This window comes from Desulfobulbus alkaliphilus (genome assembly GCF_016918545.1).
GTDB classification, from domain to species: Bacteria; Desulfobacterota; Desulfobulbia; order Desulfobulbales; family Desulfobulbaceae; genus Desulfobulbus; species Desulfobulbus alkaliphilus.
Window position 1 is genome coordinate 22434 of sequence record NZ_JAFFQC010000033.1, and the last position, 15199, is coordinate 37632.

General features: G+C 53.5%; 12 protein-coding genes. 4 read left to right on the forward strand and 8 right to left on the reverse strand.

The features are described from left to right. Positions 1 to 86 precede the first annotated feature (86 nt). Positions 87 to 935 (forward strand): hypothetical protein, encoded by an 849-nt coding sequence (locus tag JWG43_RS14530; RefSeq protein WP_205243673.1) that lies wholly within the window; start codon positions 87 to 89, stop codon positions 933 to 935. Positions 936 to 1265: 330 nt separating this feature from the next. Here JWG43_RS14530 and JWG43_RS14535 read toward each other — a convergent pair whose 3' ends face one another. Beyond that, positions 1266 to 1466, reverse strand: a complete 201-nt coding sequence (locus JWG43_RS14535; RefSeq protein ID WP_205243674.1) for a cold-shock protein — start codon at positions 1464 to 1466, stop codon at positions 1266 to 1268. Positions 1467 to 2475: 1009 nt separating this feature from the next. Further along, on the reverse strand, positions 2476 to 3345 hold the full coding sequence (locus JWG43_RS14540) for a glycine--tRNA ligase subunit alpha (protein WP_205243675.1): 870 nt from the start codon (positions 3343 to 3345) through the stop codon (positions 2476 to 2478). A gap of 347 nt (positions 3346 to 3692) precedes the next feature. On the opposite strand from JWG43_RS14540, the gene uvrA reads away from it, so the two are divergent. Both uvrA and secB read left to right on the forward strand, forming a co-directional pair. Further along, a complete protein-coding gene (uvrA, locus tag JWG43_RS14545) occupies positions 3693 to 6521 on the forward strand; it encodes an excinuclease ABC subunit UvrA (protein ID WP_205243676.1) in 2829 nt (942 codons plus the stop codon). Between the two features lie 423 nt (positions 6522 to 6944). Then, the gene (secB, locus tag JWG43_RS14550; protein WP_205243677.1) at positions 6945 to 7409 is read left to right on the forward strand and encodes a protein-export chaperone SecB; all 465 of its coding nucleotides are present in this window, start codon (positions 6945 to 6947) and stop codon (positions 7407 to 7409) included. A gap of 423 nt (positions 7410 to 7832) precedes the next feature. Here secB and JWG43_RS14555 read toward each other — a convergent pair whose 3' ends face one another. The 5 genes from JWG43_RS14555 to JWG43_RS14575 form a co-directional block, all read right to left on the reverse strand. Beyond that, positions 7833 to 8324 carry a hypothetical protein gene (locus tag JWG43_RS14555; protein WP_205243678.1) on the reverse strand — a complete coding sequence of 164 codons (492 nt, stop codon included), beginning with the start codon at positions 8322 to 8324 and terminating at the stop codon, positions 7833 to 7835. 543 nt (positions 8325 to 8867) lie between these two features. After that, on the reverse strand, positions 8868 to 9320 hold the full coding sequence (locus JWG43_RS14560) for a response regulator (RefSeq protein ID WP_205243679.1): 453 nt from the start codon (positions 9318 to 9320) through the stop codon (positions 8868 to 8870). Positions 9321 to 9394: 74 nt separating this feature from the next. Continuing rightward, positions 9395 to 10120, reverse strand: coding sequence for a sensor histidine kinase (locus tag JWG43_RS14565; protein ID WP_205243680.1), 726 nt, complete (start codon positions 10118 to 10120; stop codon positions 9395 to 9397). Continuing rightward, positions 10120 to 10491, reverse strand: a complete 372-nt coding sequence (locus JWG43_RS14570) for a response regulator (protein WP_205243681.1) — start codon at positions 10489 to 10491, stop codon at positions 10120 to 10122. The genes JWG43_RS14565 and JWG43_RS14570 overlap by 1 nt, the downstream gene beginning before the upstream one ends. Positions 10492 to 10903: 412 nt before the next feature. Next, positions 10904 to 11437: a DUF2179 domain-containing protein gene (locus tag JWG43_RS14575; RefSeq protein WP_205243682.1), complete on the reverse strand. Its 534-nt coding sequence runs from the start codon at positions 11435 to 11437 to the stop codon at positions 10904 to 10906. 574 nt (positions 11438 to 12011) lie between these two features. Here JWG43_RS14575 and ettA point away from each other — a divergent pair. Then, complete coding sequence (gene ettA, locus JWG43_RS14580) at positions 12012 to 13697, forward strand: energy-dependent translational throttle protein EttA (RefSeq protein ID WP_205243683.1); 1686 nt, start codon at positions 12012 to 12014, stop codon at positions 13695 to 13697. Between the two features lie 51 nt (positions 13698 to 13748). Here ettA and JWG43_RS14585 read toward each other — a convergent pair whose 3' ends face one another. Then, complete coding sequence (locus JWG43_RS14585) at positions 13749 to 14420, reverse strand: DUF3047 domain-containing protein (protein ID WP_205243684.1); 672 nt, start codon at positions 14418 to 14420, stop codon at positions 13749 to 13751. Positions 14421 to 15199: the final 779 nt, after the last annotated feature.

The following is a 15199-nucleotide window of genomic DNA, read 5'->3' on the forward strand; positions in this document are numbered from 1 at the left end:
CACGGATTCAGGCATTCTTATCAATTGATGTCTCCAGCCCCGGATAAGTGGCTGTGGAGAGATCAGGTGCTGTATGAGTCTCACACATGCAACTCAATCTTTTTCAGTGGCATCTAGCAGAGACCGGCAAGGGATACACCAGCCTGGCCGGTTTGGATTTTTCCTCGGCCAGAACTCATTTTTCCCGGGTCCTTTCAGCCTTTCCCGAGTACCAGGAAGCCAAATCGGGCCTGAAACAGGTCAGCTATTGGCAAAAAACCTTCCTTGAACTGAAAGAAAAGAATCCGGAAAACGGAGCCCTGCTCCTGTGGCAACGGATTAAGGAATGTTCTTTTTCCGATTCCGATCCCGGACGGACTTTGCAAGCAAACCTGTTCCGGAACCTGCTCACCAAGCTGGAAACCGCAGAACTTTTCTGGATACCTCCGGATTTGAGTGCAGGATGGCTTCACCTTCAACTGAACGACCCTGTGGCGGCGGAAAACCTTTTCCGCCGCCAGATACACAATGATCCGGAAAATGGCCGCTGGTACGGGCAACTGGCGGATGCTCTCTGGCAGCAAGGCAGAAAAGAGCTTGCCAATGGGGTGTACATTACCGCTCTGCTCCTGGATCCGAATCGTGTTCTGGTTGACTCCATGTGCCATCTTAAGCTTGCTGAAGTCATCCGTGAATATGGCCCGGCGCTGGCACCGGTATATGGTTTTCTCAAAGGAGTGCTCCCCCTGATCCACCAGGAAATAACCACCCTGACCCTGGAAACACAGATCTACGAGCAGCTGAGAAGGGCTGAGCAGGCCCTGCTGCAGGGCAATCATGAAGCCATGATCACTGCACGCAGGGCACTAAAACAACTGTCGTCGGAGGTCTTCACCGATTACCTGCACTCTTTGCGCTCCCGGCCGGGGATACAGACAGCTTCGCCTCTTTTGTAACACCTGGATCGGTGAGCGTTCGATTAAAGGAGAATTTATCGGACGGGTACGGGCAAGGAAGATGGTGTGCGGACGGACGCCCCTGAAGGGAGATTGGTGAAGGGTAGCATCAAGGATGCAACTACAATTGCCACCTTATTACAACAAGATATATTCAAAATAAATGTCTAGCCGTCACGAACGCAGATAATGGCAAGAGGCCGCTCAAAAGGGCGCATATCCCGCCAGGTGTTATCCGGCGACATGCCTTGGGGATAAAAAAAGCCCGGCACCATTCCGGTCCTGTACCGGAATGGTGCCGGGCTTGCGCAAATGGCTGCTTCCTGGGGTCTACAGTTTAACGACGTTCTCCGCAGCCGGTCCTTTGGCACCGCTGACAACATCAAATTGCACCCTTTCGCCTTCCTTCAGTGACTTGAACCCCTGTCCCTGGATCGCGGAATGATGTACAAATACATCCTTGCCACCATCCTGTTGAATGAAGCCGAATCCTTTGGAATCATTAAACCATTTTACTGTTCCTTCTGCCATTGCCATTCCTCCTTGTGTCGATTGGACAGGCGGGGCCCCCCTCCGGGGCCTTTTTTAAATACGGGCTCAACTCCTGAAGTCTTTGCGGTCGCCATCATGCGACATCACTGCAGTCCATCCTTTCATCAAACCCAAAAAAACAATTAAAACCAATAAAGTCAGCCGGTTCCTTCCCCAGCCCCCTGTGCGGAACGTAGTCTCTCGTAGCAAGGAAAAACGTGGAGAACAAGACAACACCGTTCTCGATACAAAACAGAAAAATGGGCCTCGCGGTTCTGCCGGCAGTTGAAAAAAGCGCACCTGGGCAGCGACCGGTACGTTCCGGGAAAAAAAAAAGAAAAAGGAAAAGAAAAGCTGCCATCACCCGCGGATATCTCCAGAATATGCAGCAAAGAGGAAAGAGCGCTGAAACAGCGGGCAACGGATCTTCATACAATGGCAGGGATACAGTGGCAATCCGTCGAGACAGACGAAGGGAGCGGGAGCGATTGACCCCACAATGATCGAACCGACCATGAGATGGTCAACCCTGGCGGAAAGAACGCACTTTCCTGGATGGAAACAGGACAGGACAGCAGGAACTCTGGCCATGGCGGCACAGTACAGCAACAGCGGAAAACCTTCATGCAGTCAAAATAGCCTCAACGGTACGCGCGCCGCCGAGGGCAGTTGCCGGTCGACAGGACAGCAGAAAGGTACATAGGTTGACAGGACCACGACAAAACCGAAACAGACCATAGCAGGACGAGAAGAGGGTAACTAAAAAATGCAACAATGAATTTTTTTCTTTCATACCTTGAATGATAGGAAAAGACCACTTTTTTTTCCTGATAACCCCACAGTCCAAGCAAAATGTCCGGAAAAGGGTCTTTATCTGGAGAAGTCGGCGGGCCGAAGTGAACCTGGCGACCACAGCCTGATCGCCCGCGGATGGCGAGCTGGTGAATGGGTACGGTTCATTTTGCAGCCGGTGAACAGTATCAATGCCTGAGGAGGGAATCGGTCAGTTTCATCGATGCAGCAACGGATGACCCATTGCTTCCCGCTGCTCGACATATCGCTGGGCCACCTGACGAGCAATGTGGCGTATTCTTCCTATATACCGTGTCCGCTCAGCAACGCTGATGGCTTTCCTGGCGTCAAGCAGATTGAAGATGTGGGAGCACTTCAGGCAGTAATCATATCCCGGCAGGATGAGATTTTTCTCGACCAGTTTCAGGGCTTCACGTTCATAGGTGCTAAAAGCGGCTGTCAGATCGGGGACATTCGCCTCCTCGAAATTGAAGGTGGAAAACTCCTTTTCGGCCTGATGATAGATTTCACCATATGAAACCTCAGCGTTCCAGGCAATATCATACACCGAATCAACCTTCTGCAGATACATGGCAATACGTTCGAGGCCGTAGGTGATTTCCACGGTAATGGGCTTGAGATCGACGGAGCCGGCTTGCTGGAAATAGGTGAACTGGGTAATTTCCATGCCATCTAGCCAGACTTCCCAGCCAAGCCCCCAGGCGCCCAGGGTCGGGGACTCCCAGTCGTCCTCGACAAAACGGACATCATGCTCGAGGAGATTGAGCCCGAATTTTTCCAGACTCTCAAGAAACATCGCCTGAGTATCCTGCGGTGACGGCTTGAGCACGACCTGGTACTGGAAATAGTGCTGCAGGCGGTTGGGATTTTCACCATAGCGACCATCGGTCGGTCGACGGGAAGGTTGTACATAAGCGGCTTTCCAGGGCTCCGGACCCAATGCGCGCAGCAGGGTGGCGGGATGAAAAGTGCCGGCGCCGACCTCCATATCATAGGGCTGCAAGACGACGCAACCGGCGGAAGCCCAATAGCTGTTCAACGTGGCGATGATATCCTGAAAATACATGGCGAGTTATTTGCAGTATTGATTGTTGACAATTCATGGCTACAGTTCACAGGCAATCTACCACAGGCCAGGACCATGGTAAACGAAATTGTCTCTTTCTCTTGCCTTGTCCTGTCGATCCGCTGCAATTTCATCATTGGCAAGGCTGACCTGTTACCGGGGCAGAACGCCCGATCACCCGGATAACATCAAAAAAAAATCAGTTAGTGTCCATTGAGCACCAACTGTTTTCCCTGGTTCTTTCATTATCCTGAATCCGTGCGCTTTCATCCTGCCGTCACGGATTCACGATTATCCCTGTACATGTAATCCTCTCATCACCTTGAAAAAACTGCAGAATTAAGACCATGGAGCCACAATACCTGCGCATTCGCGGCGCCCGCATGCATAATCTGAAAAATATCTCCGTGGACCTGCCCCGCAACAAACTGATCGTGTTTACCGGGCTTTCCGGCTCCGGAAAATCGACGCTGGCTTTTGATACCCTCTATGCCGAAGGGCAACGACGGTACGTGGAATCACTCTCCACCTATGCCCGCCAGTTTCTGGGGCAAATGGACAAGCCTGATGTCGACCTGCTTGAAGGGCTGTCCCCGGCGGTTTCCATTGAGCAGAAAACCACCAGTAGAAACCCGCGCTCCACAGTGGGTACAGTCACGGAAATTTACGACCACCTGCGGTTGCTGTTCGCCCGGGCAGGCCAACCGCATTGTCCCGATTGTCGCCAGCCGATACGTTCCCAGTCGGTGCACGATATGCTCAACAGCCTCCTCAGCCGCCAGGAAGGGGAAAAAGTCCTGCTCATGGCCCCACTGATCAAGCAGAAAAAAGGACAACACGAACAAATATTCCAGCGGTTACGCAAGGAAGGCTTTGTCCGTGTCCGAGTGGACGGGGCAATTCGCCAACTCAGCGAGGAAATCCTTCTGGACAAAAACAAACATCATTTTATCGAGGCCGTGGTCGACCGCTTAGTGCTCAAACCCTCGATTCGCCGGCGCCTGGACGAATCGGTGAGCACCGCGGTTGCACTCGGTTCCGGCACAATGCTCGCTGTTTTTCCGGACAGTGGTGAAGAAATTTTGTTCAGTGAATCAGCGGCCTGTCATCATTGCGGCATCTCCATGCCGGAGCTGTCGCCCCAATTATTCTCGTTCAACAATCCCCAGGGAGCCTGCCCGACCTGCGGCGGCCTGGGGGTCAATCAGTTTATCGACGAGCAGTTGATCGTTCCCGATGCCTCACTCTCCCTGCCTGAGGGCGCCATTGCCCCTTGGAGTCGGCGGCGATTGTCAACCCAGGCCGAAGAGTGGATCGAGGCCTTTTCCCGCCACTACGGATTTTCGTTGGACACACCGTTTCAGGACCTGCCCGCCAAGGTTAAAAAAGGCCTTCTCCATGGCACCGGGCGGGAGAAACTGGAATTTATCCATCGCAAAGGCCGGCGGCAGCTGGTCTCGCAGCTCGCCTTTGAAGGTGTCGTCCCTCGATTGAACCGTCTCTTTCGCGAAACCACCTCCAACCGGATGCGGGAGGAGGTGGAATCCTTTATGAACGAGCAGTCCTGCCCGACCTGCCGCGGGGCCCGGCTGAAGCCGGAAGCCCTGGCGGTGACCATCGGCCCCTGGTCCATCGTCGACCTTACCCGCCTGGCCATCGAGCAGTTGATCAGCGAGTTGGATAATCTGGAATTCGACCAGCGTGGTGCAACCATCGCCCGGCCGATCCTCAAGGAGATCCGCGAGCGACTTTTTTTCCTCCAGGGGGTCGGCCTGGGCTATCTGTCCCTTGACCGCAAAGCCGGCACGCTTTCCGGTGGCGAGGCGCAGCGCATCCGTCTGGCCTCGCAGATCGGTTCAGGCCTGGCCGGTGTTCTCTATATTCTCGATGAACCGAGCATTGGCCTGCATCAGCGCGATAACAACAAACTCATCAAGACCCTTGTCAATCTGCGTAATCTAGGCAATACAGTCATCGTGGTTGAACACGATGCCGACACCATCGCCAGCGCCGATCATGTCCTCGACATCGGTCCCGGAGCTGGCGTTCATGGTGGCGAAATCCTCTATTCCGGCCCGGTTGCGGGCCTGCTGGACTGCGCGCAATCACTCACCGGCGGATATCTTTCCGGCCGCCTCAAAATCGATGTCCCCGTGCAACGACGTCCCATCCGCCAAGGTGCAACCCATGGCGTCGAGGTTCAGGGGGCCACGGTCAACAATCTGCAGCACCTCTCGGTCCGCTTTCCCCTGGGCGTCATGACCTGCGTCACCGGGGTCTCCGGCTCCGGTAAAAGTTCACTGGTCATCGAGACTCTGTTCCAGGAGGCGCAGCGCTTTTTCTTCGATCCCAGAGGGTACCGGCAGGGACCGCAGCTCCTGACCGGTCTGGAAAACCTGGACAAGGTGATCGATATTGACCAGAGCCCCATCGGCAGGACCCCTCGATCCAATCCGGCCACCTATACCGGGGTCATGACCCCGGTACGGGAACTGCTGTCGCGCTTGCCTGAATCGAGGGCGCGCGGGTATAAACCAGGCCGCTTCAGCTTCAACATCAAGGGCGGCCGCTGTGAAACCTGCGAGGGGGATGGGGTGCTCAAGATCGCCATGCACTTTCTCCCCGATATCTATGTGACCTGCGAACGTTGCCTGGGCAAGCGGTACAACGAGGAGACCCTTGACATCCGCTACAAGGAAAAAAACATCGCCGAGATTCTCGCCATGACCGTTGAGGAAGCCCTGGAATTTTTCCAGAATGTGCCACCGATTCGCAACCGCCTGCAGACCATTGCCGATGTGGGCCTCGGCTATCTTTCCCTGGGCCAGTCTTCGGTCACCTTGTCGGGTGGGGAGGCGCAACGGGTCAAACTCGCCAGGGAGCTGAGTCGGCGCTCCACCGGCAGAACCCTCTATATCCTCGACGAACCCACCACCGGCCTGCACCCTGCTGATATCCGCCATCTGCTCCAGGTGCTCTCGAGGCTGGTCGATGCCGGTAACACCGTGGTGGTCATCGAACATAACCTCGATGTTATCAAAACAGCCGATTATGTCATCGATGTCGGTCCCGAGGGCGGCAGCGGCGGCGGCACGGTCATCGCCGTCGGTGCACCGGAGGAGGTTGCCGCCCACCCGCACTCCTACACCGGCAAGTTCCTGCGGCAACTTCTGTAACAAGATGGCTGCCCCCTGAATCCGTGACGGCTGGATCTTATTTTGGATCTATTTGTCTGTAATCAGGATACAGGTATACGTGTAGATGCATTTTTCATAGTGCGCGTTCACCCACCGCCCTACAGGGCGTCCGCTCACGGATCCAGGTGCCCGCCATAGCCCTTCTCCACGAGGCCACCACGATAGTGCAAAATTGAGGTTGCCTGTGATCACTTGCCCCTGTAACCGTTCACCTCGGGCCAAGTGACATAGAGCGGCTGATTTTAATTTGCCTTGAGGGATTTCCTTGTTATGGTGCGCCTTATTTCAGTAGCAACCGGGATCGATCATCGTATTAACGTGCACCCGGTGCATGGTTCCTCCCAACTGTTGGCAGGACGACCAGAAATCCATATTCATTGACTCAAACAAGAAGGAATACCCATGACAGAACAGACAGCACAACAGCCCGAACAGCCTGTTTTTCGCATGCAGAAGATGTATATAAAGGATTTCTCTTTTGAAAGCCCCGGCGCCCCCAAGGTCTTTCTGGCCAAAAACCAAAACCCCAAGGTTGACTTCAACCTGCAGTTGAAAAACGGCAAGATTGACGGCGATCACTGGGAAGTGTCCATCGCCATCACCGCCAAGGTCCTCGATAAAAACAATGAAGATACGGTAATGTTCATAGTTGAACTCGAACATGCCGCCGTGTTTCTGCTCCAGAATATCCCCCAGGAGCACCATGCCCGGATTCTCGCTGTTGACTGCCCGCTGATGCTGTTCCCTTTCACCCGCCAGATTGTCAGCCAGGTGGCGGTGGACGGCGGATTTATGCCCTTTCTGATGGAGCCGATCAATTTTGTCGCCCTGTATGACAACGCTCAGAAGCAAAAACAGGATTCCTGACAGCCTTCGCTGCACCAGCATCTTATGCTTTTCGGGCACCAGATGAACGCCGTACAGAAACAAGACCAAGCCGCCATGACGGACGGCGGGATGCAAACGACCTGGGTCCGTGAGGGTACGTCGGCGTGTCAACTTCGTTGTCCGTGGCCGTTCGAGTAAAAGGAGACTTTATCGGCCGGTTACGGGGCCATGAAGATGACGTGCGGACGGACGCCGCAAAGGACGTCGGGTGAACGGTATTGTCAAGGATTTCGTTGCAATTACAACCCGATGGAAGCAAAATAAAATTGAGACAAGCATCCAGCCATCACCGACTCAGGAACGATTCCAGCACCGGATCATGGCGGGCCGGTTTTCTGGAGACCAGCTCGCTGGTCTCCAGGTGTGGTCCACGCTGAAGTAATGGGTCGGCAGGATTGCCCTTCACTGACACCGTAACAGAGCTACCTGCATGAGGAGAGGGATCTCGAAAAAGACAGCCTCGTTTCCCCATTCCCTGTAACCGACAGGGACCCACTCGCCCTGTTTGCTCCACAGAGCGTACCCATATCTCCATCCCCGCCACTGGTCAGCACTGCGATACTCTCTCGCCGGACCGAAATAGATGAACTGCGTGCCTTCATCTTTTCGGCTTTCCCGGGTCTGGCCAACCAGCACCACATCGGCCCCTCTTGCCCTTGCCTCGGCCAGGATGATGTTGCTGACTTCTTTTCCTGTCAGTTCCGGCGGCACGAAGACCAGCGCTTCCGCAAACACCCGGCACGGAGCGGGAACCTGTGCGGGCTGAAAAACCGTGGTTATCTCCGTGGTGGGAGGATAGACTGTGCCGGTGAAAATGGATCCATCCTGTTTACCGCAACTCAAGGTGCCGGCAGCCAGGGCCACCGACAAAAGGATCTGCAGCAGTTTCTGCATTGTCGCGCTCCATACTATCTTCTCAAAGCCACCGGTCGGGAAAGCGTCCAGATGACGCTTCTCTTCCGAAATATTTTTCCTGGTCGCAGGAAAACAGGCCCCTGACAAGAAAGCAAGGAGAAAAACGACCCGAATGAGCCCTCGGCCGGCATTCCGGCTGTACGCAACCACCTGCATCCGTGACGACTGGACGCATGTTTTTGATATATCTTGCTGTACTCAGATTTTAATTGCAGCGGAGTCCTTGACAATACCCTTCATCAACCGCCTTCCAGAGCATCCGTCCGTCCGCCATCTTCATCGCCTTTAACCGTCCGGTAAAGTCTCCATTGATCGAACGGTCACAGACAATAAAGCTGACGCACGGACGATCGCTCACGGATCCAGGGTTGCAACAGGACCCCTCTGCCTGCGACTACATAAATTCGTCAGCACACCTCGATCCAGAAGAGAATATCTCGTTTCTTGATGGGCATAAGTAACCCGATACACTTGTTTACGTTCCAGTCGGTTCTCTGTACCTGTCACTGAAAAGGACTTCATTTAACAGTTGGAAGAGACACTCAATCCGACTTCAAACTGGGACATGATCTCCTTGATTTTGTCTTCACTTTCTTCTCGGACCAGGACCATTTTCCGATTGCTGGCCTCCTTGATCCTCCGATTCAGCTCTTCCATATCAGCCGGTTTTTCCAACAAATCCACGGCTCCCATCTTCATGGCTCGAACACCTTTCTCAACGGTCGCCTGGCCGGTCAGCATAATCACCTGAAGCTTTGGATTGCGCTGCTTGATTTTCTCCAAGGCAGTCAAACCATCCATTTCAGGCATTTGCAGATCGAGGATTATGGCATCATAGGTGTCCATATCGTCTCGATCCAAAGCCTCAACAGCGGAATTAGCGGTAGTCACCGACATATCCCTGGTCCGCATTCGAGCTGCCAAAGTTTCGACAAATTCTGCCTCATCATCGATCAACAAAATTTTTTCACTCATGTCCCTTCTCCTTTGTTATACCGGTCCAATCAGGAACCGTACTAATAACGGTAAGCATGCCAAACATGCACAACTTACCCCAACAGCAGCACTATTCTGTCTTTTTCCTGCCTCAATTGGCACAACCCCGGCAAACGCTCCAACAACCCTCTTTCGATCTCTCCGGGAAAATCGGCAACCGATCCCATCGCTTCTTTGGTGCTGTTCTCCCAAATCAATTCCATCTGCTGCCCGACGCTATTTTCTCCAGCCGTAGCGGAAACACGCAGCTGAATTTGACCCGCAGCGCCCATGTCGACAAGAACAAATTCCAGGCTCCGCCACAGCAAATGCAGCAAAGAAAAAGGCGCGGTCAGTACTTTCAGATCTCCAAGCTCGTTTGTTACCTGCAAACGTGCTCCACGATTGGCGGCTAACCGGGCAGCAAGGTTGGAAAAAAGATTGAGCAGATCACCAAGCTCAATGACGGCACGACTTCGATCCGTACTGTGAGCAAAGCGATTGAGATTACGCACAATCCCGTCAGCACGGCGAACATTTCGCGCAATGGCGGCAGCGGCATCCCGTGCTCGGGATGGATCAAGCTCACTTTCCGCACGTTGGGCCTGAAAGGCAAAATCATCGAGCAACCCGGCGGTTTCGTTGATAGTGGTCAACACATTCTTGATTTCATGAGAAATGGAAGCCGTCACCGTGCCGAAAAAGCAGATATCCCTTTCCCCAGGCACATTCTGTTCTTTCGTCATCTTCATCACTCCAAGACCAGAATCAATTAAAAAAGTTAACGAACATGCACACATTATCGACCTGAACCGCTCGTCAATTCATTGATTTTATATAGTAAGTGATTGATATCCAAGGGCTTGAGCAAGTAGTAGTTGGAATCGCTGAGCTCACCTTGTGTATCGGCAAGAACATTCGCGGATTTGTGCCCGCTCATAAAAATGAAACGCAGGCTTGGCCGAATGGCTTCCAAGCGTTTTTTGAGTTCAAGCCCACTGACCTTCGGCATCTTAATGTCGACCACAGCCACCTCATAATCCCTGTACTGAACCATTTCCAACGCTTGTTCGGCGGTCCTGGCCCAGTCCACGCTCAATCCCCTCAAGGTCAGTCTTTCAGCCATGGCGGAAACCAACTCTTCTTCGTCATCCACCAACAAAATCCGCATGCTTTTCTCCTTCCTGCCTCGAGTTCCCTGTTTTTCGCAAAGGCAATCAGTTTATTGCACTGAGCGATTAGTCAGTTTTTTATTTTTTACACCTGCCGATTAAAAGTGTCAACAATTATTAAGCATCGATGGAGAAAGTGAAAAAGGCAAGTCTTGCCAATTTTCACTCCTTCTGAACCTGTGATGTCTGGACGCTTATCCTGGACATATCCTACTGTAATCAAATCATAATTACAGCGAAATCCAAAAAATCAACCTGCATCAGCCGCTCTTCGGGTCGGCCGTCCGCACGCCATCTCCATCGCCCGTATCCATCCGATAAAATCTACTTTATTCGAACGCTCACGGATCCAGGATACTGTTTGTGAATTCTCTTGGCGGATAAACTTTCCCGAACCTTTTCCCCACACTTTTATTTTCTGATAAACCCACCATGGATCACCTTGGCATCATTGACAATAATGACCGCCTTGTCCATGCTTTCCTTGATGATCCTCGTTGCCAGCGGTATCCGCTTTCTTTTGATGTGCAGAAGCAACAACTCTCTGAGCCCATCCTTGCCCGTCCCTTTGACTGCTGTCACGGCAAATTTGTTATCACGCAACTGTGTGGTTAACTCGGAGGTCATTTCACTTTCAGGAACAATGACCTGAATCGAGCACAGACCAAAGGCCAGTTTATCCTCCATCCATGAACCGAGGTAATTTCCCAGGGCAAATGCGGCCACAAATACGGCAACCTTGAACAGGTCGTCTTGAAACCCGGTCAATACAGTCCCCGTTATCAACAGCCAGAGCAGCACTTCAAAAGCGGCGATGATCGACCCTTTGACCCGCTCACCTCTGTTGATCAAGACAATCCGCACCGTTGCCACCGCCACTTCGACTATCTTACCAAAGAATATAAATGCATAGACCCATATATTTTTTTCCTGTAAAAATTCCATGTAGAGTTCCTCTGTTTCTTTATGTTTTCATTATCCTGAATCCGTGACGACTGGACGCTTGTTTAAAATTTATCTCGTTGTAACCATATCGTGATTTTAGTGAAATCCTTGACAATACCCTTCACCAATCGCTCTTCGGGGCGTCCGGCCGCACGCCTTCTCCCTTGCCCGTAACCGTCCGATAAAGCTGACGGACCAATGCTCACGGGTCCAGGATACCTTCAGAATCGGGATGCTGGTCATGATCGACCGCAGAGACAACAGGACGAATACGACAGGACCTGTTCATATAGCAGAGAGCTTTTTTTCCCAGGACAACGAACGTATGCACCCGCAACTGGCATGCACGCCAGGGCAGAGAAACCGGCTGAACTCAGGCAAGGCGGCAAGTGTGGCGGGAGGGCGAGAGGAATTGCTGGAAATACGCATTCCGGGTACTATAGCACAAAACACACTGAAGGAAAGCCTTATACCCCTTTTTCGCCCCAGGAGAGCGAGGGGAAAGTGCAAAGCACAAGGCGCAAGAATTTTCAGTGGACCCATTTTTGATCCGCACCAGAGGAAGCAACGCGATATGAGCAACGAACCAAACAAGATCATCTATTCGATGATCAAAGTGAGCAAACGATACAACCAGAAGCAGATCCTCAAAGATATCTCCCTGTCTTACTTTTACGGGGCCAAAATCGGGGTCCTGGGCCTGAACGGCTCGGGCAAAAGTACCCTCCTGCGCATTCTGGCCGGCATAGACAGGGAATATGAGGGCAGAACCGCCCTTTCCGAGGGCTATACCGTTGATTATCTGCCCCAGGAACCCATGCTCGATCCGGAAAAGACCGTGCGTGAAATAGTGGAGGAAGGAGCCCAGGCAACGGTTGACCTGCTCGATGAATTCAACGCCATCAATGAGCAGTTCGCCGAACCCATGGATGATGACGCCATGCAGGCCCTGCTGGACCGCCAGGCCCAAGTCCAGGACAAACTCGATGCCATGGACGCCTGGAACCTGGACAGCCGCCTGGAGATGGCCATGGACGCCCTGCGCTGTCCGCCGGCCGAGGTCAAGACCGGAATTCTCTCCGGCGGGGAACAACGACGGGTGGCACTCTGCCGGATCCTGTTGAAAAATCCCGACATCCTGCTCCTCGACGAGCCGACCAACCACCTGGATGCCGAATCGGTCTCCTGGCTGGAACAACACCTGCAAAAATATGCGGGCACGGTCATCGCCGTGACCCATGACCGCTATTTTCTCGATAACGTTGCCGGCTGGATCCTGGAGTTGGATCGTGGCCAGGGCATCCCCTGGAAGGGCAATTACTCATCCTGGTTGGAACAGAAAGGAAAACGGCTCGCCAAGGAAGAGAAAAAAGAGAGTGAACGTCAGCGCACCCTGCAGCGCGAACTGGAATGGATCCGGATGAGCCCGAAAGGACGCCGAAGCAAATCCAAAGCCCGCATCACCGCATACGAAAAACTCCTTGACCAGCAGAAGGAAAAATCCAGCAGTGAGGTGGAAATCTACATTCCCCCCGGCCCTCGGCTTGGCAAACTGGTCATCGAAGCTCAGGCCGTGAGCAAGGCCTATGACGACCGGTTGCTGATGGAGAACCTCAGTTTCTCCCTGCCGCCCGGCGGAATTGTCGGCATTATCGGGCCCAACGGTGCCGGTAAGACGACCCTGTTCCGGATGATCACCGGCCAGGAACAGCCCGACGCCGGCACCATTCGCATCGGTGAAACCGTCAAGCTCGCCTATGTGGACCAGTCACGGGAGACCCTCGACCCGAACCAGACCATCTGGCAGGCCATCTCCGAAGGACAGGAAACCGTCTGGCTTGGGACCCGTGAGGTCAATTCCCGTGCGTATGTCGCCCGATTTAATTTCACCGGCAGTGACCAGCAGAACAAGGTCGGCGAAATTTCCGGTGGTCAGCGCAACCGGGTGCACCTGGCCCGCATGCTCAAGGAGGGAGCCAATGTGCTCCTCCTTGACGAACCAACCAACGATCTGGATGTCAACACCATGCGTGCCCTGGAAGAAGCGCTGGAAAACTTTGCCGGCTGCGCCGTGATCATCAGCCACGATCGCTGGTTTTTAGACCGCATCGCCACCCATATCATGGCCTTTGAAGGTAATTCCGAAGTCGTCTGGTTCGAGGGCAACTACTCTGATTACGAGCGCGACTATAAGACCCGTAAGGGCGCTGATGCCGACCAGCCCCACCGCATCCGCTACCGCCAGTTGACTCGTACCTGAGTAGTCCATGTCACCCCGGGCAAGGCTCCCCTTGCCTGGGCACCCCACTGCTTACGGATGTTCCCCGGAAAAATAGATATCACCGTAATAGGCAACGGCCTGCTGGCCGGTATCGTCGGTGTCAGTCATGATGGCGATGGCATCCAGGTGCGTATACCGTGATCCCAGCAGACGCTGGGCATCGGCCAGAACATTACGGCTTTCCGTGACCCAGCGGCCGCTCAGGCCGTCACCGCTCTGTTGCGCAATCATTATCGCATTGCTCGTATAGGCATTGGGCCAGACGCTGCCGACCTCCTGATGACTGGACCAAACATAATTCAGGGCCCGAGTCCGCCAGAATAAGGCCCCGCCGGAGAACACCACATAGATCCGCGCCGCATAGTCATCACCCGCCTTGCTCCACTCCTGATCATTGTCCAGGACGTTCTCAATACGCCAGGACCAGTGGAGAAAAGGTGTGCGGTGAAGATCGACGTTCACCTTTCTGAACAAGCCCGAGGCACTGCCGTTGCTGAAGGCTCGTACAGCCGGCCCGGTACCACTGTCAACCACTGAATACTCCGTGCTCCCCTGGAAGGATTTCTCCTCCCACTCCGACAGATCCGATGCGATCAGAACCGTGATCCGCTCCGACTCCGCCCAGATCGGGCCAACCGGCCACAGGGCTGCTCCAGCCAGCACAATGGTTGCCATCATCCCCTGCCATTTTTTTCTGTCCATGCAACATCTCCCCTTCTATCCGTGACGGCTGGACTCTTGTTATGGATATATCAAGCTGTCATCATCTTATAATTGTAGCGAAATCCTTGATAAGGCCCTTCACCAGCCGCCCTTGGAGACATTCGCTCACGGACCCAGGCTAGGTAAAGCTCTTCATAGAAATAACCATTGACGCTCCAATCACTTTTTTTTAGATAAAAGGTTAGATGATCCTGAATCCGTGAGCGTTCGACCGTGCGTCAGCTTCGTTGTTCGTAACCGTTCGATTAAATTATACTTTATCGGACGGTTACGGGCAATGAAGATGGCGTGCGGACGAATGCCCCGAAGGGCGGCTGTTGAAAGTTTTTTTCAAGGGTTTAGTTGCAAATATAACATGCTTGCAGCAAGATATACCCAAAACAAGAGTCCAGCCGTCACTGATTCAGGATGATGGTAACAAATCGGCCCGGCGATTGCTTTCTTTTGGGGTCGGTCGACACCCGGTCATCGGTGCAGGCAAGCTCCTCCCCTGCGACCTGTCTGCTGACTCAACCAACCTTCTCCATTTTCTCTATGTGGTTGAGGGTCAGTTCTCGGGGCCCCCGAGACTCACTGTGCGCACATGAAGATCACCCGAAACGAATATCCCCCGCCGCCTCACTGTCATTGGCTGGTCCGGACACGACTTGTTGCCGTTCTCATCTGCGGTTTGCTCCTGGTTGCTCCTCCCCTGCCCCTTGTTGCCAACCAATCAGCGAACAATGAACGTACCAGTCCATCCGCCTCCCCCATATCCC